Annotated in this window: 15 protein-coding genes and 1 CRISPR repeat array; of the genes, 12 read left to right on the top strand and 3 right to left on the bottom strand. The window is 71.4% G+C overall.

Going from position 1 to position 21,968, the window contains the following annotated elements; translation table 11 throughout:
* The 3 genes from sucB to ACWGR4_RS32990 all read left to right on the top strand — a co-directional run.
* The coding region (gene sucB, locus ACWGR4_RS33000; protein WP_452134288.1) for a 2-oxoglutarate dehydrogenase, E2 component, dihydrolipoamide succinyltransferase at positions 1-1,099 on the top strand (1,099 nt) is incomplete at its 5' end.
* A gap of 92 nt (positions 1,100-1,191) precedes the next feature.
* On the top strand, positions 1,192-2,085 hold the full coding sequence (locus ACWGR4_RS32995) for a TIGR01777 family oxidoreductase (protein WP_452133860.1): 894 nt from the start codon (positions 1,192-1,194) through the stop codon (positions 2,083-2,085).
* A gap of 295 nt (positions 2,086-2,380) precedes the next feature.
* A complete protein-coding gene (locus tag ACWGR4_RS32990) occupies positions 2,381-3,634 on the top strand; it encodes an NAD(P)/FAD-dependent oxidoreductase (protein WP_452133861.1) in 1,254 nt (417 codons plus the stop codon).
* Positions 3,635-3,646: 12 nt separating this feature from the next.
* On the opposite strand, the gene ACWGR4_RS32985 is transcribed toward ACWGR4_RS32990, so the two are convergent.
* Positions 3,647-5,017 (bottom strand): regulator, encoded by a 1,371-nt coding sequence (locus ACWGR4_RS32985; protein ID WP_452133862.1) that lies wholly within the window; start codon positions 5,015-5,017, stop codon positions 3,647-3,649.
* Positions 5,018-5,429: 412 nt separating this feature from the next.
* On the opposite strand from ACWGR4_RS32985, the gene ACWGR4_RS32980 reads away from it, so the two are divergent.
* The 5 genes from ACWGR4_RS32980 to ACWGR4_RS32960 all read left to right on the top strand — a co-directional run bounded on the left by ACWGR4_RS32980 (position 5,430) and on the right by ACWGR4_RS32960 (position 9,402).
* Positions 5,430-6,140 carry a hypothetical protein gene (locus tag ACWGR4_RS32980; protein WP_452133863.1) on the top strand — a complete coding sequence of 237 codons (711 nt, stop codon included), beginning with the start codon at positions 5,430-5,432 and terminating at the stop codon, positions 6,138-6,140.
* Positions 6,141-6,168: 28 nt separating this feature from the next.
* Positions 6,169-6,963: a lipoyl(octanoyl) transferase LipB gene (gene lipB, locus ACWGR4_RS32975; protein ID WP_380012487.1), complete on the top strand. Its 795-nt coding sequence runs from the start codon at positions 6,169-6,171 to the stop codon at positions 6,961-6,963.
* 272 nt (positions 6,964-7,235) lie between these two features.
* Positions 7,236-8,207, top strand: a complete 972-nt coding sequence (gene lipA, locus ACWGR4_RS32970; protein WP_380012484.1) for a lipoyl synthase — start codon at positions 7,236-7,238, stop codon at positions 8,205-8,207.
* 91 nt (positions 8,208-8,298) lie between these two features.
* Positions 8,299-8,562, top strand: coding sequence for a hypothetical protein (locus tag ACWGR4_RS32965; protein WP_380012481.1), 264 nt, complete (start codon positions 8,299-8,301; stop codon positions 8,560-8,562).
* Between the two features lie 153 nt (positions 8,563-8,715).
* Positions 8,716-9,402, top strand: a complete 687-nt coding sequence (locus ACWGR4_RS32960; protein ID WP_078977506.1) for a DUF4191 domain-containing protein — start codon at positions 8,716-8,718, stop codon at positions 9,400-9,402.
* A gap of 141 nt (positions 9,403-9,543) precedes the next feature.
* Here the strand turns inward: ACWGR4_RS32960 and ACWGR4_RS32955 are convergent, their stop codons facing one another.
* Positions 9,544-10,002, bottom strand: coding sequence for an RDD family protein (locus ACWGR4_RS32955; RefSeq protein WP_380012478.1), 459 nt, complete (start codon positions 10,000-10,002; stop codon positions 9,544-9,546).
* 246 nt (positions 10,003-10,248) lie between these two features.
* Between ACWGR4_RS32955 and glnA the strand changes: the two genes are divergently transcribed.
* From glnA to ACWGR4_RS32935, 4 genes are all read left to right on the top strand, one after another.
* Positions 10,249-11,658, top strand: coding sequence for a type I glutamate--ammonia ligase (glnA, locus tag ACWGR4_RS32950; RefSeq protein ID WP_380012475.1), 1,410 nt, complete (start codon positions 10,249-10,251; stop codon positions 11,656-11,658).
* Between the two features lie 734 nt (positions 11,659-12,392).
* Positions 12,393-14,007: direct repeats of the CRISPR family, unit length 29 nt; unit sequence GGGACCATCCCCGCGTGCGCGGGGAGCAG.
* Positions 14,008-14,960: 953 nt separating this feature from the next.
* Positions 14,961-15,950, top strand: a complete 990-nt coding sequence (locus ACWGR4_RS32945) for an HNH endonuclease (protein ID WP_452129332.1) — start codon at positions 14,961-14,963, stop codon at positions 15,948-15,950.
* 247 nt (positions 15,951-16,197) lie between these two features.
* Positions 16,198-17,643, top strand: a complete 1,446-nt coding sequence (locus ACWGR4_RS32940; RefSeq protein ID WP_452129333.1) for an MFS transporter — start codon at positions 16,198-16,200, stop codon at positions 17,641-17,643.
* A 197-nt stretch (positions 17,644-17,840) separates the two neighbouring features.
* Positions 17,841-18,812, top strand: coding sequence for a phosphatase PAP2 family protein (locus tag ACWGR4_RS32935; RefSeq protein ID WP_452129334.1), 972 nt, complete (start codon positions 17,841-17,843; stop codon positions 18,810-18,812).
* Here the strand turns inward: ACWGR4_RS32935 and ACWGR4_RS32930 are convergent.
* A complete protein-coding gene (locus tag ACWGR4_RS32930) occupies positions 18,776-21,793 on the bottom strand; it encodes a bifunctional [glutamine synthetase] adenylyltransferase/[glutamine synthetase]-adenylyl-L-tyrosine phosphorylase (protein ID WP_452129335.1) in 3,018 nt (1,005 codons plus the stop codon). The genes ACWGR4_RS32935 and ACWGR4_RS32930 overlap by 37 nt on opposite strands.
* Between the last annotated feature and the right edge of the window lie 175 nt (positions 21,794-21,968).

Genomic DNA, 21,968 nt, shown 5'->3' with positions numbered 1-21,968 from the left:
GGCCCAGGCCGCGGCGCCCGCTCCGGCTCCGGCTCCCGCCGCGGCTCCGGCTCAGGCGCCCGCGCCGAAGCCGGCTCCGACGCCCGCGCCGGCTCCCGCTCCGCAGGCCGCCGCCCCGGCGGCGCAGCTCGCCCCGCCGGCCGAGGCCGACGGCGCGTATGTCACGCCGCTGGTGCGCAAGCTCGCCGCCGAGCACAACGTGGACCTGGGCGCGATCGAGGGCACCGGCATCGGTGGCCGCATCCGCAAGCAGGACGTCCTGGAGACGGCCCGTAAGCAGCAGGCGGCCCAGGCCGCTGCGGCTGCCTCGGCTTCGGCCGCGGCTCCCGCCGCCGCTCCGGCCGCCAAGGCCGCGGCGCCGATCGAGCCGTCGCCGCTGCGCGGTCGGACCGAGAAGTTGTCGCGGATGCGCACGGTGATCGCCAAGCGCATGGTCGAGTCGCTGCAGACCTCGGCCCAGCTGACCACCGTCGTCGAGGTGGACGTCACCAACATCGCCCGCCTGCGCGACCGGGCCAAGAACGACTTCGTGGCCCGCGAGGGCGTCAAGCTGTCGTTCATGCCGTTCTTCGCCAAGGCGGCGGTCGAGGCGCTCAAGGTCCACCCGGTCCTGAACGCCTCGATGGACCTGGACGCGGGCACGGTCACCTACCACGACGCCGAGCACCTGGTGATCGCGGTGGACACCGACCGCGGTCTGATGGTCCCGGTCATCCACAACGCGGGTGACCTGAACATCGCGGGCCTGTCCCGGAAGATCTCGGACCTGGCGGAGCGCACCCGCACCAACAAGGTCAGCCCCGACGAGCTGGCCGGCGGCACGTTCACGCTGACCAACACCGGTTCGCGCGGCGCGCTGTTCGACACGCCGATCTTCCCGCAGCCGCAGGTCGCGATGCTCGGCACGGGCGCGGTCGTCAAGCGCCCGGTCGTGGTCAACGACCCGACGCTCGGCGAGGTCATCGCGGTGCGCTCGATGGTGTACCTGGCCCTGTCCTACGACCACCGTCTGGTGGACGGCGCGGACGCGGCCCGCTTCCTGCAGACGGTGAAGACCCGTCTCGAGGAAGGCGCCTTCGAGGGCGACCTCGGCCTGTAGGCAGCCGGCGACACGCACGACCCGAAGGCGGTTCGGACCCCGGTCCGGGCCGCCTTCGCCATGTTCGGCGACGGGTGGGCGAGGATGCTCCCATGCGTATCGCCGTCACCGGCTCGTCCGGCCTCGTGGGTTCCGCTCTCGTCCGCTCGCTCGCCGCCGACGGCCACGAGGTGGTCCGGCTGGTCCGCCGGGCCCCCCGCGGGCCCGACGAGGTGCGCTGGGACCCGCATGGCGGCACGGTGGACACCGCCGCGCTCGGCCCGGTGGACGCGGCGGTGCATCTGGCCGGCGCGGGCATCGGGGATCGGCGCTGGACGGCCGCGTACAAGCGCGAACTCCGGGACAGCCGGGTCCTGGGCACGGCGGCCGTCTCCCGCGCGCTGGCGGCCCTGCGACCGGCGCCGCGGGTACTGCTGTCCGGCTCCGCAATGGGCTACTACGGCGACACGGGCGAGCGCGAGGTGGACGAGTCGTCCCCGCCCGGGACCGGCTTCCTGGCCGACCTGTGCACGGAGTGGGAGGCGGCCACCACGCCCGCCGTCGAGGCCGGCATCCGAGTCGCCCACCTGCGCACCGGCCTGGTGGTCTCCCGCTCCGGCGGCGCGTGGGGCCGGATGTTCCCGCTGTTCCGGGCCGGCCTCGGCGGCCGACTCGGCTCGGGCCGGCAATACTGGAGCTTCATCTCCCTGACCGACGAGGTGGCCGCGATCCGCCACGTCCTGGACCACCCGACCCTGTCCGGCCCGGTCAACCTGACCACCCCGCACCCGGTCACCAACGCCGAGGCCACCAAAGCCATGGGCCGGGCCCTGCACCGCCCCACCTTCCTCGCGGTCCCCCCATTCGCCCTGCGCATCGCCCTCGGCGACTTCGCCAACGAAATCCTCACCGGCCAACGCATGGTCCCCAGGGCCCTCCTGGACTCCGCCTTCACCTTCGAACACCCCACCATCGACACCGCGATCGCCGCCGCCCTCGACGGCTGAGTCCCGACGTCACGTCCGGCACGCTCGTCGACAGGTGGACGCCCTGCTGTTGCCCGTCGGACAACCGGTGTTGGTCGGTGCGCTCCTTCGGGCTTTTGGTGGGTATGACCTGTAGGCGATGAAACCGACCGGGCCTTCGAGGGGTACGACCTGTAGGCGATGAAACCGACCCGGCTTTCGAGGGGTTGACCTGTAGGCGGTGAGACCGACCCGGCTTTCGAGGGGTACGACCTGTAGGCGATGAAACCGACACCGCGGCGTGGGTGGTCGTGGGCTGGGGGACGGGAGGACGATCGTGGTCGACGTGCGCCGTACCGAGGTGATCGTGGTGGGGGCCGGGTTGGCCGGCTTGAGCGCGGCACGGACCGTGGCCGCGGCCGGGGTGCCGGTCACCGTGCTGGAAGCGGGCGATCGACCCGGGGGGCGGGTGTGGACGGATGTCGTGGACGGCTTCCGGGTCGACCGCGGCTTTCAGTCGCTGACCACCTCCTGCCCCCAGGTGCGCCGGCAACTCGATGTCGCCGCACTGGGGTTGCGCGCGTTCCAGCCCGGTGTGCTGTTGTACGAGGACGGCCGCACGCAGCGGATCGGCGACGTGCACCGGGTCCGGGACGCGATCGGCGGGCTGCGCAACGGCAGCGGCACCGACCGGGCGCGGCTGGCCGCCCTGCTCGCCCGGACCGCGTCCGCCCCGGTGGCGCGGGTGTTCGGCGCCGCCGAGACGGCCGCCGCCGATGCGCCGGTGTTGCGCGCGCTGCCGCCCGAGCTGACCCGGCGGACCCTGCGCCCGCTGCTGGCCGCGCTGTTGCACGATCCCGAGCTGCGCTCGTCCAGCCGGTTCGCCGAGCTGATGCTCCGGTCCTTCCTGCGCGGCCGGGTGGCGCTGCCCGCCCGGGGCATGGCGGCGGTGCCGACCCAGCTCGCGGCGGCCCTGCCGGCGGGCGTGGTGCACTACGGCGTGCGCGTGTCGTCCGTCTCGGCCGATCGTGTACTGACCGACCTGGCGGGCGAGATCCGGGCCCGCGCGGTGATCGTGGCCACCGATCCGAGTACGGCGGTGGCGCTGCTGCCGGGTCTGCGGATGCCCGCGTTCCACCCGGTGACCACGCTGTACCACGTGGCCCGAGGCGCGCCCCGGGCCGACGCGTCGCTGCTCGTGGAGGCCGACGCCCGCAGCCCGTTCGCGCACACGACGGTGGTCAGCCAGGTCGCCCCCACCTACGCGCCGGACCGCCGGGCGCTGATCGCCACCACCGTGCTCGGGCACGACGGCTCGGAGCCGGCCAAGCTCGAACTACGGGTCCGCGAACGGCTCGCGGTCGTCCACGACACGCCCACCACCACGTGGGCACACCTGACCACCTGTCACATCCCGCAGGCCGTCCCGGTCGTCGAGCCCGGCCACAACTTCCGCCGACCGGTCCGGCTGATCGGCGGCCTGTACGTCTGCGGCGACCATCGCGACTCCAGCTCCATCCAGGGCGCCCTGGCCTCCGGTCGCAGAGCGGCCCGCTCCGCCCTCGCCGACCTGGGCGCCCTCGCGGCCTGACCGCCGCGCCGCTCAGGCCGTGCGGACGAAGCAGCCCGACCGCGCCTCGAATTCGCGTACCGCCGGCACGTCCCGATACGGCGCCAACCGATGGGTGAACTCGCGTACATAGTCCACCGCCCGCGACGACCGCAGCCCCTCCGCCTGTTCGGTCGCCTCCGCCTCCACCCGGCATGCCTGCTCCACCTCGCCCAGCTCCAGCAACGCGGTGGCCAGGATCGTCTGGCAGAACAACCGGCTGCGCGCGTACTCGCTCCCGCGCAGCCGCAACGAACGCTCGGCGTATTCGCGCGCCTTGTCGTAGTCCTCCAAGTCCCGGTAGCAGTGCGCGTGATCGTCGGCCAACTGGGCCTCGTTCATGAACGCGACCCACTCCGGCTCGTCGTCCCCGGACGTGACGCACTCCAACGCCTGCTCGGCCCGCAACAGCGCCGCCCCGCACGCCCGCGCGTCGCCGAGCAGGCCGTGTCCGCGCGCCTCGACCGCGTGGAAGAGCGCGCGCACCCGGGGCGTGGCCACCGCCGACGCGCCCTGCTGGGCGACCCGCGCCAGCTGTACCGCCTCGCGCCCGTGCCCGAGGTATACCGCCTGCCGGCTCATCGTGGACAACACGAACCCACCGAGCGCCCGATCCCCCGACGCCTGGGCCAGCCGCAGCGCCTGGACGAAATAGCGCTGCGCCATCCCGTGCACGCCCACGTCGTACGCCATCCAGCCGACCAGGCGGGTGAGCGTGGCCGCCGCGCCGAACAGCGCGCTGCCGGTGCGCGAGTCGTAGGTCCCGCGCAGTATCGCGGTCACCTCGGTGTCGAGGTAGCGCACCAGCGCCTGCCGGCCGTGCCCCCCGCCGAACGAGTTGTCCAACCGCCGGAACGCCTCGCCGACCGCCCGCACCGCGGCCACGTCGCCGAGGCCCACGCGGTCCCCGTCCTGCCGCGCCGGCCGCTCGTCGCCGGCGCCGATCAGCCAGTCCCGGCTGGGCACCACCAGCGCCCCGGGTGTGAACGCGGCCTCCACCAGGGCGGATCGCTGCGCCGAGTCGGCCTGCCACATGCCGGTGACGATCTCGACCGCCTCGGGCGGACCGGACGCGTACTCCAGCCCGGCGTAGTCCGGCCGGCATCCGGCCATGCCCAGGTCCTCGGCGCTGAGTTTGCGGCCGAGTCGTTGGGTGAAGACCTCCGCGAGCAGTATCGGCACGATCCCGCGCGGATGTTGGCCCCGCAGCCAGCGTGCCACTGAGGTCTTGTCGTACCGGAGATCGATGCCCTGTTCCGCACCGAGTTGGTCAACGCGTCGGGCCAGACCGGCATGCGAGAAGCCGGCTTCCTCGACAAGCGCCGCCAGCCGGTGATTGGGGCGCCGCTCGACCCTGGCTGCCATGGAGATGAACGCCTCCCGCTGGTGCGGTGGTTCGGGTGTGGGTGGGTGATCGCGCGAGAATCTAGCGATTTCTGGAGCGCTACAACCCGAACGCTCACAACAATGACCCTTTCGAGTTACGCCCGAAGGACCCGCCGGGATGGGGCGAATTCGCCCCGAGGAAGCCCCGGTTCGGCCAAGTTCGGCAAAACCTGCCGAATCGGCGACACGGATCCACCGCGCTGTCACCAGCTGCCGCCGCTTGCGATGCGCGTAGCGGTGGTGGAACATGCGCGAGGCAGTTCACCCGTTGGGGTGATCGACTTCCGCGCGGCCGACGTCCGCGCGGACGCGCCTCGGGGGCGTCGGGCCACATCGGCCGGAGTGTCCGGGAATCGCGAGCCGCCCGCGACCAGGCGAAGGAAACGCACGCGTGACCCGGCAATCGGACGACACCGCCCGCGGGATCGTGATCCCCCTCGCCGCGGTCGCGATCGTCTGCCTGCTGCTCACCAGCGGGGTCTTCCTGTTCGCCGGACTCGGCGACTCGGATCGGGGCGACGCCCCGGTCTCGCTCGACCGGAACCTGCCGCTGCCGGCGCCCGCGTTCCCGCTGCCCGGCACCGCCGCGGCGAGCCCGGGCGCGGGTACGGCCCCCGCCACGGGCCCGGCGACGACCGCGAGCGCGACACGGTCGGCGACCCGCTCCCCGTCCGCCTCGGCGAGCGCCCACCCCGGGGCGAGCGCGACCGCGACCCGCTCCAGCGCGCCGCCGGCCCCGCCCGTCCCGCCGCCGCCCGCCACCACCGGCCCCGCGGACATCTCCGTCGACGCCACCGTGGCCGACTCCGGCTGGGGCGCCGACGGCACCGTGGTGATCACCAACCGCACCCCCCGCCCGCTGCCCGCCTGGGACCTCACGCTCACCACGTCGGGCCGGCAGAGCGGCTTCACCATGCTCTACGGCGAGGACATGCGCACCAGCACCGATCGCGGCGTCGCGACCGCCCGCGGCCGGGGACCGCTGGCGCCCGGGGCGAGCGTGGTGATCGAGTTCGGCCTGTACGGCCGGGTCGAGGCGATCGGCTGCACCTTCACCGGCGTGACCTGCCGAGTCCGCGGCCTCGACGCCGGTCGCGGGTGATGTTCGACCCCGTCGTACGCTGGTGGGCGTGACCAGCTTCTTGCGATTCGTGCACCTGGGCCTCGGCGCCGACGCCGTTCCGTACGAGGCTGCCTGGGAGGAACAGCGCCGCGTGCACGAGCAGGTGGTGAGCGGCGAAATCGGCGACACCTGTCTGCTCCTGGAACACCCCGCGGTCTACACCGCCGGCCGCCGTACCGACCCCTCCGAGCGCCCGATGGACGGCACGCCCGTGGTCGACGTCGACCGCGGCGGCAAGATCACCTGGCACGGTCCCGGCCAGCTCGTCGGCTACCCGATCGTGCGCCTGCCCGAGCCGGTCGACGTGGTTGCGCACGTGCGTCGGATGGAGGAGGCGCTGATCCGGGTCTGCGCCGACCTGGGTCTGGAGACCACCCGGATCGAGGGACGCAGCGGCGTGTGGGTCCTAGGCGACGCGGTGCCGCAGCGGGCCGCCCCGACCGGCGGCCTCGACCTGCGCCTGGACAGCCGGCTCACGGCCGTGCCCGACCCGCGCCTGCACCCGGAGTTCGACCCGCGCCTGGCCGGTCCGGAGTACGCGCCCTCCAACGCGGGGCAGCGCGGCGACGACCGCAAGCTCGCGGCGATCGGCGTCCGGGTCTCGCGCAAGGTCACCATGCACGGCTTCGCGATCAACTGTGACGCCGACATGACCTACTACGACCGCATCGTGCCGTGCGGCATCAAGGACGCCGGGGTCACCTCGCTCAGCCGCGAACTCGGCCGCGAGGTCACCGTCGCCGAGATCCTGCCGCTGGCCGAGCGGCACCTGGCCGACGTCTTCGCCCGGATCCCGGCGTGACGCGAGCCGCGTGAGGCGAGCCGCGTAGCGGGCACACCGCGTGACGCGCACCGCACCGCACGACCCGCGCCGCGTGACGCACGCCTCGTCCCGGACCCGACCACCGGGGAATCCACCCGGGTTCGTCCCGGTTGCCACTTGACGGGGCGTCCGGAGCCCCGATCCGCTCGGCGTACTCTGGACGTACCGCCCCACCACGGGCCCGTCCCATCCTGTCGGGCCCACTGCGGTCTGTCCCGCCCGCAGGCCGACCCGAGAAGAGGGAGTCGCGCGTGTCCGCTGTCGCACCCGACGGCCGCAAGCTGCTTCGCCTGGAAGTCCGCAACGCCGAGACTCCCATCGAGCGCAAGCCTTCGTGGATCAAGACCCGGGCGAAGATGGGCCCCGAATACACCGAGCTCAAGCAACTCGTGAAGCGCGAGGGGCTGCACACGGTGTGCGAGGAAGCGGGCTGTCCCAACATCTACGAGTGCTGGGAAGACCGCGAGGCGACCTTCCTGATCGGCGGCGACCAGTGCACCCGGCGCTGCGACTTCTGCCAGATCGACACCGGCAAGCCCGCCGAGTTGGACCGCGACGAGCCGCGTCGGGTGGCCGAGTCGGTCCAGGCGATGGGTCTGAAGTACGCCACGGTCACGGGCGTGGCCCGCGACGACCTGCCCGACGGCGGCGCGTGGTTGTACGCGGAGACCGTCCGGCAGATCAAGGAGCTGAACCCGGGCACCGGCGTCGAGCTGCTGATCCCGGACTTCACCGCGCAACCGGACCAGTTGGCCGAGGTGTTCTCCTCGCGCCCCGAGGTGCTGGCGCACAACATCGAGACCGTGCCGCGCATCTTCAAGCGCATCCGGCCCGGCTTTCGCTACGAGCGCTCGCTCGACGTGATCAGCCAGGCCAGGGCGGCGGGTCTGGTCACCAAGTCCAACCTGATCCTGGGCATGGGCGAGGAGCGCGCCGAGATCAGCCAGGCGATGCAGGACCTGCACGACGCCGGCTGCGAACTGCTGACCATCACGCAATACCTGCGGCCGAGCGTGCGGCACCACCCCGTCGAGCGCTGGGTGAAGCCGGAGGAGTTCGTCGAGCTGAACGAGGAGGCCGAGGAGATCGGCTTCGCGGGCGTGCTCTCCGGACCCCTGGTCCGCTCGTCGTACCGCGCGGGTCGGCTGTACCGCCAAGCCCTGGAGGTGCGTGAGACGCGGGCCGCGTCGGCCGAAGGTGCGCAGAGTTTCACCTCGGTGTGACCCGGGCGCCATCATCGGGCAACACAGTGTCGCGAGAGTCGGTCGTGGTGCGGCCGAAGCTCGCATCGAGCACAGCTAGGGGGACGACCTCATGCCAGACACGCAGCAGGACAACGTCTCGGTGCTGCGCGGCGCGTTCGATCGCGGCCTCGCCGCACGCCGGGCCACCGTCGGCCGGGTCTTCCGGGCCGTCGAGACCGTCCTGATGTTCGAGGGTGGTCAGCGCACCGCCCGCCGCAACGCGTGGGCGGCCGTGTGCGCCGACCGCAGCCGCGCCCGGGCCCGCGCCGAGGCCTCCGACATCCTGGCCCGGCTGGCCCCGGTCAAGCAGGCACCGGGCGCCGGCTCGCGCTAGAGCCGCGCGGGGCCGGTCGGCCCGTGATTCGGCCGTCCTCGGGGGATGGATTTCCCGCCGGACGGCCGGATCGCCGCGCCTTCGGCGGGATGGTCGCGACAAGCCGGCGCCAGGCATTGTCCCCGGTGGACGGCACGCCAGTATCCTTTTCACATGGCGAGCAAGGAACCATCCGAGAAGAGCGGCCGGCTGAAGCAGATCCGGCTCGCCTACCAGCAGACGAAGAAGGCCGATCCGTGGGTCGGCTTGATTGTGGCGGCCTGGGGCCTGGGCGTATTCGCAGTACTCCTGGCCATCGGCTTCTGGTGGGGACATCCGATCTACCTGGGCATCTTCGGTGCCCTCGTGGGTCTGCTCGCGGCGGCCTTCATCTTCGGACGCAGGGCCGAGAAGTCGGTGCTCGGCCAGATGGAGGGCCAGCCCGGCGCCGCGTTGGCGGTCATGCAGTCACTCAAGCGTGGCTGGGTCGTGACCCCCACCGTGGCCATCACCCGCAACCAGGATGTCGTACACCGCGCCGTGGGTCGCCCCGGCATCATCCTGGTGGGCGAGGGTCAGACGGGTCGTGTGACGCGACTGTTGGCCGATGAGAAGAAGCGCATGTCCCGACTGGCGGCGAACACCACGGTGCACACGATCATCGTCGGCAACGACGAGGGTCAGGTCCCGCTGCTCAAGCTCCAGCGGCACATCATGAAGCTGACCCCGACCATGGCCAAGCCCGAGGTCGCGCAGGTCAACGACCGGCTGCGGGCGGTCGGCGACCTGATGAAGAACATGCCGGTGCCCAAGGGCCCGATGCCGAAGGGCGCGCGCATGCCGCGCGGCCCGCGCGGCTGACCCACCCACCCCGGCGCCACGCACCCGCGCGACACCCGCGCCCGTCCCCCGTTCGACGCGAGAGCGGCGGCGATCCGAACCCGGATCGCCGCCGCTCTCTTCTGTCTCTTCTGTTTCGGAGCACGGATGTCGCAGGAGGGCCTAAGCCCGGACCACCGCCGTGCCGACCGCCTTGTCGTGGAAGCCGCGCCCGTCCCGGTCGTAGATGGCCGGCGGGATCACCAGGCACAACAGGAACGTCCGCACCACGACCGCGAGCGGCAGCAGCGAACCGCGGGTGACCGAGACCACCCGGATGCCCATGATCCGCTTGCCCAGGGTCCAGCCGAGCGTGCTCACCAGGAGCAGGTTCTCCACGGCGAACACGCCGAGCGTGCCCCAGCTGGTGCCGACCGCGTTGAGCTTGCCGCCGCCCAGGAAGGACAGCGCGATGACGTAGCAGATGCCCCAGTCGATGACCAGGGCAAGGAGCCGGCGCCCGGTCGGCGCCAGTGAATTGGGTCCGTCCTCGGGCAACCCGAGACGCTTGCCGCGGTAGGCGAATTCGTCGTCCGCCGCCCCGGAGGCCTGGGTCCGCGATGCGCTCGTGTTCTCGTCCACCCCTCCAAAGTAGACGAGCCGGGCCGATTCACCCGCCCCGGGGGTGGGCATACGGGCGGCTGATCACGGGCACGCATCCAGGCAAACCGGCTAGACCGTACGGGTGGGTGCGTAACATCCCGGAAACACGAGGGACACCGACGGGAAACCGCTCGCGCCTACCTTCATGGCCTAGTGGCCACCGGGGAGGAGGCCGCTCCCCGCGAACGCAACTACCCGCGCCTGGCGCCGGGTCGAGGAGGATTGATGTTCAACAACGCCGAAGAGGTGTCGCGATACATCGCCGACAACGACGTCAAGTTCGTCGACGTTCGTTTTTGCGACCTGCCTGGCGTGATGCAGCACTTCACGGTTCCGGCGAAGACCTTCGACCCGAGTGAGACGCTGGCCTTCGACGGATCCTCGATCCGCGGCTTCCAGGCGATCCACGAGTCGGACATGGCGCTTCGCCCGGACCTGTCCACGGCGCGACTCGACCCGTTCCGCAAGGACAAGACGCTCAACATCAACTTCTTCATCCACGACCCGCTGACGGATGAGGAGTACAGCCGCGACCCGCGCAACGTCGCGAAGAAGGCCGAGCGCTACCTCGCCGGCACCGGCATCGCCGACACGGCGTACTTCGGCCCCGAGGCCGAGTTCTACGTGTTCGACAGCGTGCGCTTCGCGACCGGCGCGAACGAGTCCTTCTACCACATCGACTCCGAGGCGGGTGCCTGGAACACCGGTGCGGAGGAGAACAACCGCGGCTACAAGGTCCGCTACAAGGGCGGCTACTTCCCGACCCCGCCGGTCGACCACTTCGCCGACCTGCGCGCGGAGATCTCCCTGGAGCTGGAGGCGGCGGGTCTGGAGATCGAGCGCCAGCACCACGAGGTGGGCACCGCCGGCCAGGCCGAGATCAACTACAAGTTCAACACGCTGCTCGCGGCGGCCGACGACCTGATGCTGTTCAAGTACATCGTCAAGAACGTCGCGTGGCGCAACGGCAAGACCGCGACCTTCATGCCGAAGCCGATCTTCGGCGACAACGGCTCGGGCATGCACTGCCACATGTCGCTGTGGGCCGACGGCTCGCCGCTGTTCTACGACGAGCAGGGCTACGCGGGGCTGTCGGACACCGCCCGCTACTTCATCGGCGGCCTGCTCAAGCACGCCCCGTCGCTGCTGGCCTTCACCAACCCGACGGTGAACTCGTACCACCGCCTGGTCCCGGGCTTCGAGGCGCCGGTCAACCTGGTCTACTCGCAGCGCAACCGCTCGGCCTGCATCCGCATCCCGATCACGGGCAGCAACCCGAAGGCCAAGCGCGTCGAGTTCCGCGTCCCGGACCCGTCGGCCAACCCGTACCTGGCCTTCGCCGCCCAGCTGATGGCCGGCCTCGACGGCGTCAAGAACAAGATCGAGCCGCTGGAGCCGGTCGACAAGGACCTGTACGAGCTGGCCCCCGACGAGCACCAGGCCGTCCCCCAGGTCCCCGGCACCCTCGCCGAGGTCCTCGACGCCCTGGAGGCCGACCACGAGTACCTCCTCGAAGGCGGCGTCTTCACCCAGGACCTGATCGACACCTGGATCGAATACAAGCGCACCAAGGAAATCGACCCGGTCCGCCTGCGCCCCCACCCCCACGAGTTCGAGCTCTACTTCGACATCTAAACCCCCCGAGAGCGGCCCCGCCGCCCTCCCGAAGACAAGGCCGTCGACCGCTGCCATCACGCGGTCGGCGGCCTTCTTCATGCACTCGTCGCCCGCGGACACGAGGTGGGTACAGATCCGGCGCGTGAAACCGGGATCGGCGTGCCCCAGATACTCGGGCAAGCACCCGGATGTTCTCACCCACGTCCACCACGACAACGACGCAGTGGCGCCAAAGCGTATGCATCCGCGAGCGCGGACTTCCAGATGTGCCCACAACACCGGCGGCACCGGCGGGCGCCGCATCCCCAGCCCCGTCGTCGCCTGCCACATCGCCGCCGTCGGGCACCTCCTCGATCAGGCGTCTTGTCTTGAACGCCGTACGCCGCCCACCCGTCCATCGGGACGTTGTCGCGCACTGCGGAGGTTGTCCGAGGCTCCAATCCATGCCGGGACTCCCGGGCGAAGCCGTCGTGGGCCGCCGCCTCGGTGTTGTCACATCCGCTCTCACCGGATGGATCACTCATCACCGGCACCGCCTCCTCCACGAGCACCGGATCGGATCGATGCGCGTTCGCAGCGGGTCCGTGTAGGGCGGCGCCGTCTCGAGCCCCGACGCCCAGGCCGCCCAGGTCGGCCCGTGCTACGTCGAGCCGGCGCTGCAACTCGCGGTAACGCCCGTGCACGGCCCACCACTCCGTGATCGCCCAATACCCGGCCCGGCTTTACCCCTTCTGCACATGACGGAGTCTGTAGGGACCAGCCCCGCGTGCGCGGGGAGCAGGACCGCATCACGATCAGCCTGTTCCAGTGGGCGGGACCATCCCCGCGCGCGCGGGGAGCAGCCGCTCGCGGTCCTGTTCCTCGGATTCCTGCTGGGACCATCCCCGCGTGCGCGGGGAGCAGACGGGCCCCTCAGTGGGCGCGGCTCTGTCGCGGGGACCATCCCCGCGTGCGCGGGGAGCAGGGCCGCCATGCCGGCGGTGGTTTGCCCGAGGCGGGACCATCCCCGCGTGCGCGGGGAGCAGGGGGCATCCCGAGCAGTGCCCGTTGCCCCGCGGGACCATCCCCGCGTGCGCGGGGAGCAGGTAAACGTCGATCTTCCCAACGGCGCCGCACAGGGACCATCCCCGCGTGGGCGGGGAGCAGCGCCGGCCGCATACGCGGTCGACGCCCTCCCCGGGACCATCCCCGCGTGCGCGGGGAGCAGGATGTCCTGTGGACCCCCTACGGGGCTCTGCGGGGACCATCCCCGCGTGCGCGGGGAGCAGGTCGTTGAAGCCCCGCAGTGGCCGCATGTCGAGGGACCATCCCCGCGTGCGCGGGGAGCAGGCCTACGCGCACGCGCTGGTCGAGCACCACGCGGGACCATCCCCGCGTGCGCGGGGAGCAGGCCTACGCGCACGCGCTGGTCGAGCACCACGCGGGACCATCCCCGCGTGCGCGGGGAGCAGAGCACCGTTCGAGAGTTCCGGGAGAAGCTGGCGGGACCATCCCCGCGTGCGCGGGGAGCAGGGTTTTGGTGATGTCGATCTCATCGTCCGACAGGGACCATCCCCGCGTGCGCGGGGAGCAGACGACGCCACGACGCCGTGACGTCGATTCGCCGGGACCATCCCCGCGTGCGCGGGGAGCAGTTCTCAAGGAGTCTCGCCCTCGCGGGCAGCGTGGGACCATCCCCGCGTGCGCGGGGAGCAGCCGACGTACGACGTCGCAGGCGACGACATGCCGGGACCATCCCCGCGTGCGCGGGGAGCAGAGCTCGACGTCGTGGTCCTGATCGTCGGCCGTGGGACCATCCCCGCGTGCGCGGGGAGCAGGCAGTTGTCGTGGGCATCGACGCGCCGGGTTCGGGACCATCCCCGCGTGCGCGGGGAGCAGCATGGTCTGCCCTGAGTGCACCCCGGGGTGCGGGGACCATCCCCGCGTGCGCGGGGAGCAGGTCCACGGCGTGGCCGGCCCCGCCGCACTTGCAGGGACCATCCCCGCGTGCGCGGGGAGCAGGCGTCGGTCGAGCGTGGCCCGGTGGTGCGGGTGGGACCATCCCCGCGTGCGCGGGGAGCAGGTGGGCCGCTCCTTCGTCCAGTAGCACCTTCGGGGACCATCCCCGCGTGCGCGGGGAGCAGGGTGCCGTGTCGGTGGCCAACCGCGCCACCATGGGACCATCCCCGCGTGCGCGGGGAGCAGGGGGAGACGTTCGGACAGGTCGGGTGCTACGTGGGACCATCCCCGCGTGCGCGGGGAGCAGCTCCAGCTGCCCTGGGGACGGGCTCGAACGCTGGGACCATCCCCGCGTGCGCGGGGAGCAGTCCGTGCTGTTCAGCACGGGCAACGACTCGCTGGGACCATCCCCGCGTGCGCGGGGAGCAGTCTTGATGACCTGCGGGTTTAGGTCTCGACGGGTGCGTTTACGAGTAGTTTTATTGAATGGGGCATTAGTTGCCTTTATTGTAAATGCGACATATGCAACCTTGTTCGTGGTGCCTGCTCAACCAACCATCGGGACCGAGGCTCATGAGTCCCTGGCGGAACGGTACTTCCTTGGCTGCGGCCGCGAGGGCATCGGTTGTCCAGCTCGATTACCAGTTCTTGCATGGTAGGCGCGTGGCTGTGCCACCCCACGATTCGTGCTGCCGAGGCGCAATCCGGGTGCCACGCATGTTCGTTCGAGTCAAGATCCTGGTGGGTCCGGACGCTTGCGAACGGGGGCTGGGGACGCGTACCAGGCCGGCGTGCAGGTGGGCTCCGAGCTGGGAAAACGCGTACGGCGCGGCACTGTTGGGGCCGCGCCGTACTGTGCGTCACGTGGATGCCGAGACTTGAAAAATGCCGTGTCGGTGTGGACCGTTCCTTCACCAGCGAGGCCACGGTGCGGCGCCGCTTCGAGGCGTCGCTGGGCGTGGACATCAACGGCGCAGCGGCCCTGTGGCCGGTTTCGCGGAAGTGTCGGTTTGGGAGGAGTTGAAGTGACGGTGGGCTCTTCGACCGGCTGCTCACGGCCTTCCCGCCGGGCTGGACGGCCGCAATCGGGGGCCCGCCGGCTGTCGCGGGGAGCGGCCTCTGCCGAGAAACAGGGCGCAGGAAGGGCACACCAGGGCAGGAAATGGCACGAAACGATGAGCAGTCAGGCAAGGTGTTTGTGTAGGCCAGGGCCCATGCCACGGCTTTTCCGCAGGTCAGCGGATCGCCCGGATCACTTCTTCGATATCCGAACCACCCGAGGGTGGCCCCGTCGTCCTCTCGGAGGCGGAGTCGGTGGTGGTTTGCGGGAATCGGGGCGGTGGCGGTGGTGGGTTGGGGTGGGGCGCTGACAGACTCGGGTGATGAGGATCGGGGAGCTCACCCGCGACGCCGTCTTGCAGGCTCTTGCGGAGTGCGATCGGCTCGGGACCGACGACTTCCTCGCGAGTTACGGGTTCAAGCCGGCTCGGAAGTACGTCCTGGTTCACGAGGGCAAGGACTACGACTCCAAGGCCGTCGCGGGTGTGGCCCATCGCTACTGCCAGGGGCGGGCGCTGCGGGCGGACGAGTTCAGCGGGGGGAGGGCCGCCGCCGGGTGGCTGCGCGGGCTCGGGTTCGAGGTACGCGCGCGGGAGCCCGGACCCGCATGGGTCTGGGACGAGTTGGTGCTGACCTGCGCGCTGCCGGCCGGCGACGGCTGGGCGGACATCGACCCGGGTGACGAGCGCGTGGTCGAGTTGTCCCGCCTGCTGCAGAAGCTGCCCTTCCACCCCGAAGCCACGCGCGGAGCGGGCTTCCGCGATCCCCATGCCGTGGCCGGCAAGATCAGGGACCTCCGCACCCGCCGGGCGCGGGGCATCGGCAAGCCTGCGCGCGGCAGGAGCGGCCGGTCGGACGTCGAGGTCCTGCACGCGTTCCTCGCCGCGCCGAGCACCATGGCCGAGGCCGCGCGGCGCATCGGGTCCGGGCTGCGCTCCGGCGAGTTGCTCCGGCTTCCCGAGACGCCGCTCGAAGAGCTCGAGGAGTACAGCGCTCCGGAGGGACGCCTCCTCGCTCGGCGACACCTCTACCGGGAACGCGACCACGGCCTGCGGGAACGCAAGATCGCCGAGGTCCTGCGCGAACGAGGCCACCTGGGTTGCACCGTGTGCGACTTCGACTTCGAGGCGAAGTACGGTGCGCACGGGGCCGGCTACATCGAGTGCCATCACGTGGTGCCGCTGCACGTGGCCGGGGAGGGCCAGACCAGGCTCGCCGATCTTGTGCTCGTCTGTGCCAACTGTCACCGCATGGTGCACCGCGGTGAACCGTGGCTGACGATCGATCAGCTCCGGGCGTCGCTCGCGAAGTAGCGGTCTCCCAGCCTTCCGGGCTCCGGGACCCGGCCTCCCGGCCTCCGTCACCCCTCCGCGCCGGGCTTTGCCGCGCCCTCCGCGGCATCGCCCCGGCGCGGGCGTTTTGGCATGACATGAGGCTTTACGCACGCTGATTGCATACCCCCCTCAGGTATTTTTCGCGCAGCTCTGGATTTTGCATACCCCCCTCGGGTATGTTCCTGGTCGCCGGATACCCCCCGGTCGTATCTATGGAGTGATCGCGATGTCCGAACCACAAGCCAATCCGCGTCGCTGGACGGCACTTGCGCTCATTGCGCTTGCGCAGTTCATGGTCATCATGGACACGTCGATCATCGGCGTGGCCCTGCCCGAGATGCGTACCGATCTCGGGTTCTCGCAGGAGAACCTGTCCTGGGTCTTCAACGCCTACGTGGTTGCGTTCGGCGGGCTGCTCCTGCTCGGTGGGCGGTTGTCCGACCTGTTCGGCGCCAAGCGGGTGTTCTCGCTCGGCTGGGCGATCCTGGGTGTCGGGTCGCTGGCCGCCGGGCTCGCCGGCGAGGTGTGGATCGAGCTCGCCGGGCGAGCCGTCCAGGGTGTCGGTGCCGCGCTCATCGCGCCCTCGGCGCTGACCCTGCTGATGATGCTCTTCGGCGGCAATCCCAAGGAGCTGACCAAGGCGTTCGCGCTGTACGGCGCCGCCGCGCCCGCCGGTGGCACCGCCGGTGTCTTCCTGGGCGGCCTGATCACCGAATACGCCAGCTGGCCGTGGGTCTTCTACATCAACATCCCCGTCGCCGTACTCGCCCTGGTCGCCACGCCGTCGCTGATGCCGGACGCCCCCGCCCGGCACGGTTCGATCGACGTGCTCGGCGCCATCCTCGCCACCGCCGGACTCGGCGTCGCCGTCTACGCCGTCGTGCGTGCCCCCGAGACCGGGTGGGGCTCCGCCGAGACCCTGGTGGTCCTCGCCGCCGGCATCGGCCTGATCGCCCTGTTCCTGCTGCTCCAGGCGAAGAAGGCCGAGCCGCTGATGCCGCTGCGCATCCTGCGTACGCCCAACCTCGCCGGGGCCAACCTGGCCCAGTTGCTGATGGCCGCGGCCTGGATCCCGATGTGGTTCTTCCTCAACCTCTACCTCCAGCAGGTGCTCGGCCTGGGCGCCTTCGCCTCCGGCTCGGCCCTGCTGCCGATGACCGTGGCCATCATGCTCATGATGATCGTGCTCGCACCGCGCCTGATCGCCCGTTTCGGTCCCAACCCGCTGGTGGTCACCGGTCTGATCGCGCTCGCCGGCGGCATGTTGTGGCTGTCCTTCGTCCGCTCCGACGGCAACTACTGGGTGGACGTGCTGCCCGCCTCCCTGCTCGCCGCCGCCGGCATGGCGCTCGCCTTCATCCCGTCCCTGGGCACCGCGATCTCCAGCGCCCGTCCCGAGGAGGGCGGCCTCGCCTCCGGCATCGTCAACACCAGCTACCAGATCGGCTCGGCCCTCGGCCTGGCCGCGATGACCGCCGTCGCCGCCGCGCACGGCGCCCAGGAGGTCGGAAACCCCGGCGCGCTCACCGACGGCTTTTCCGCCGCGTTCCTCGGTGCCTCCGCCATCGCCGCCGCCGGCGCGGTGATCGCCGCGATCACCCTGCGCAAGCCCGCCGGTGCCGCCGACCCGACCTCCGCCGATCCTGCCCCCGAGTCCGTCCCGACCCCCTGATCACACACCGGCCCACGGGCCCCGACCGATCTCACGGACCTCGTCCGACACTCCGAAGGCCGCCCTCCATCCCCACGGAGGGCGGCCTTCGTGCACCCTCGCGACGCGCGTTTCCTCCGTCCGAAGACGGAGAAGACCGCCCTCGGATGGCCCCACGGGGTGATCGGCTCGGGGGCGGGCTCTGGCAGACTTGAGTCATGGGGGGCAATCCGAGCCGAGAGACCATGCCGCCGTCGGGGCGACGGCTGACCGACGAAGCCGGACGGACAACCATGCAGCCGATCCCCACGATGACCCGATTGCGGGTATATCTGCACACGCCGCGTCGTCCGCGATTCGTGGTCGAACTCGCGTTGGTGGCGCTGAGCTACTGGGTGTACTCACTGATCCGCAACGCGGTGCCCGAGCGTGAACACCTCGCGGTCGACCGCGCCTGGCAACTCCTCGATGTCGAGAAGGCACTGCACATCGACATCGAACACAGCGTGAACCACGCCGTCAACGGCATCACGTGGTTGATCGTGCCGATGAACTACTACTACGCCACACTGCACTTCGTGGTCACCATCGGTGTCCTGGTGTGGCTGTTCCACAAACATCCCGGCCGCTACCGGGCCGTGCGCACGGTGTTGTTCCTGACCACCGGGCTGGCCCTGTTCGGCTACTTCTTCTACGCCCTCGCGCCGCCGCGACTGCTGCCCGGCGCGGACTACATCGACACCGTCCTGGTCCACCACACGTGGGGATCGATGGCGTCCGGCGACATGAAGAACGTCTCCAACCAGTACGCGGCGATGCCGTCGATGCACATCGGCTGGTCGACGTGGTGCGCGCTCGCGATCGTGATGTTCGCCCGGCCGTTGTGGGCCAAGGTGCTGGGCGTCCTGTACCCGATCGCCACCCTGTTCGTGATCGTGGCGACCGGCAACCACTTCGTGCTCGACGCGGTCGGCGGCTGGATCACCCTGGCTGCGGCCTTCGGCGTCCAGTGCCTGGTCAACGGACGCTCCGCGTACCGCTTCCCGCAGTATCCGCCGGACGACCCGCGGGCCGCGCCGCCACCGCCGACGGACAAGAAAGCCGACGACGGGCACGACGACGACCACACGCCCGACGCCCCTCGCGCGAAGCCTCAGCGCGAGCCCGTCGAAGTCTCGTCCTCGCCGTAGAAGACCCGCTCCACCACGGCCCGCGCCAGCCTGGTCACCCGCCGATACTCCTCCAGCAGACTGCCGGTCTCGTCCGACGCGTGCCCGAGCAGCCGGGCCACCCCGCCCAACTCGCGCACATCGGACGGGAAGCTGTCGGAGGACCGGCCGCGTACGATCATCACCGCGTTGCGCACCCGGGTGGCCTCGACCCACGCGTCGTCCAGGATCCGGGCGTCGTGCGCGTCGAGCAGCCCCGCGTCCCGGGCCGCCGCCAACCCCTGTCGGGTGCCGGTCACCCGCAGCGTGGGAACCTCGTGCGCGTGCCGCAGCTGGAGCAGTTGCACCACCCACTCCACGTCGGCCAGACCACCCCGGCCGAGCTTGGTGTGCATGGTCGGGTCGGCTCCGCGCGGCAGCCGCTCGGCCTCGATCCGGGCCTTCATCCGGCGGATCTCGCGGACCTGGCCGTCGTCGATCCCTGGGCACGGGTAGCGCACCGGTTCGACCAGTGCCAGGAACCGCCGGCCCAGGTCGGCGTCGCCCGAGGTGACGTCGGCGCGCAGCAGGGCCTGGCTCTCCCACAGCTTGGACCAGCGCTCGTAGTAGGCCCGGTACGACGCGAGCGTGCGCACCAGCGGGCCCTGCCGGCCCTCGGGGCGCAGGTCGGCGTCGATCAGCAGCGGCGGGTCGGTGGACGGGATCTGCAGCAGCCGGCGCACCTCGTTGCACACCCGCTGGGCGGCCTTGGCGGCCGGCTCCTCCGGCGCGCCCTCGATCGGCTCGTACACGAACATCACGTCGGCGTCGCTGCCGTATCCCTGCTCGTAGCCGCCGAACCGGCCCATCGCGATGATCGCGATCCGGGCCGGGATCGGCCCCTGCTCGCGCTCGTACCCGTCGACGGCGGCCCGCAGCGCGCCGGTCAGCGTCGCGGCGTTGACGTCGGTCAGCGCCCGGCCGATGGCGTCCACATCCAGCCGGCCCAGCACGTCGGCGGCGACGATCCGAAACAGCTCCCGTCGGCGCACGCTGCGCGCCGCCTGTACCGCGCTCTCCGGCCCGGGCGCCCGCCCGACCGCGGCCAGGATCTCGGTCTCGAGCGCTGCCCGCGAACGCGGCCCCAACCCGTCCCCGTCGCCGAGTATCGCCACCGCCTCGGGCGCGCGCAGCAGCAGATCCGGCGCGAGCCGCCCCGACGCCAGCACCCGCGCCATGTTCTCCGCCGCCGCCCCGGAGGCACCCGCCCCCGAGTCGCGCAGCAGCCGCAGGTACCAGTGCGTGTTGCCGAGCGCGTCGGAGACCTGCCGGAAGGCGAGCAGACCGGCGTCGGGGTCGGCCGAGTCGGCGAACCAGCTCAGCATCACCGGCAACAGCGTGCGCTGGATCGAGGCCCGCCTGCTGACCCCGGACGCCAGCGCCTCCAGGTGGCGCATCGCGGCGGCCGGGTCGGCATAGCCCAGCGCCTCGAACCGGGCCCGCGCGGCCTCGGCGGTGAGCCGCTGCTCGCCCGGCTTGAGTCGGGCGACCGCGTCCAGGAGCGGCCGGTAGAACAGTTTCTCGTGCAGCCGGCGCACCTCCAGCGTCTGCTGCTTCCAGGCCTTCTCCAACTCGCCCACCGGGTTGGAGCGCATGCCCATCGAGCGGGCGATCCGGCGCAGTTCGTCCGGGTCGGTGGGCAGCAGGTGGGTGCGGCGCAGCCGGAAGAGTTGGATGCGGTGTTCGAGGGTGCGCAGGAAGCGGTACGCGGCGTTCAGCCCGGCGGCGTCGTCACGGCCCACGTAGCCGCCGGCGGACAGCGCGGCAAGCGCCTGCAGGGTGGAGCCGTGGCGCAGCGTCGGGTCGGACTTGCCGTGCACCAACTGGAGCAGCTGCACGGCGAATTCGATGTCGCGCAGCCCGCCCGGCCCGAGCTTGACCTCGCGGGCCACCTCGCGCGCGGGGATGCTGTCCACCACCCGGCGGCGCATCGCCTGCACGTCGGCGACGAAGTTCTCCCGGCCGGCCGCGGTCCACACCATGGGCGAGACGCTGTCCATGTACTTGCGGCCCAGGGCCGGGTCGCCGGCCACCGGGCGGGCCTTGAGCAGGGCCTGGAACTCCCAGGTCTTGGCCCAGCGTTCGTAGTAGGCGAGGTGGCTGGCCAGGGTCCGGGTGAGCGGGCCGTTGCGGCCTTCGGGGCGCAGGTTGGCGTCGACCTCCCAGATCGAGCCCTCGACGGTGGTCGCCGAGCAGGCCCGCATCAGGGCGCCGGCGAGCCGGTTGGCGGCGGCGACCGCGCTGCCCTCCGACACGCCGGGCGGGGCTTCGGCGACGAAAACCACGTCCACGTCGCTGATGTAGTTGAGTTCGCGTCCGCCGCACTTGCCCATGCCGATCACCGCCAGCCGGCACTGTTCGGCCTCGACCGGATGCTCGCGGCGGACCAGGTCGAGCGCGGCGTCCAGGGTGGCGCCGGCCAGGTCGGCGAGTTCGGCGGCCACGGTCGGCTCGTCGGCGAAGCCGCACACGTCGCGTGCGGCGATGGAGAGCAGGCAGCGCCGGTAGCCGATGCGTAGCGCGTCGAGCGCCGGGTCGCCGCGCAGGCCGGTGAGCGCGCCGGTGAGTTCGGTGTGGAAGTAGGCCGGGGTGGGCCGGGCGTCGCGGACGTCGTAGGTGACCAGGGAGCGCCAGTCGTCGGGGTGCCGGGCGAGGTGGTCGCCGAGCGCGGCGCTGACCCCGAGGACGCCCAGTATCCGGTCCCGGAAGGGCTTCGCGGACGCGAGCGTGGACAGCAGGACCGAGCGGTCGGCGGCGGCCTCGGCGAGTCGGACCAGGCCGAGCAGCGCGAGGTCGGGGTCGGCGGTGGCGGCCAGCGCGTCCAGGAAGAGCGGGTCGTCGCCCGCGCCGAGCAGGGCCGGATCGCGCAGGTTGCGCGCGGCACTCGCGATGTCGGTGAAGCCCAGTCGCACCAGACGCCCGTCGGTGGCCGCCGGTTCGCGAGGCTGATCCACAGAGGTCACCGGCCGAGCGTATCCGGTCAAACGACTGATCGATCAAGAACGGAACTGGGAATGTGGACGCGCCGCACCGGGGGTTCGCCGAGCCCCCCGACCGCGGCGAACACATGTGCGGCGCGCCCTCGTCCGGTGGTGAACGGCGATTCCACTCTGCGAGCCGTCCGTCCCACGGCCCGAA

The sequence above is a fragment of the Embleya sp. NPDC055664 genome, from assembly GCF_053618075.1.
This window is presented reverse-complemented; position numbering and strand designations above follow the sequence as displayed.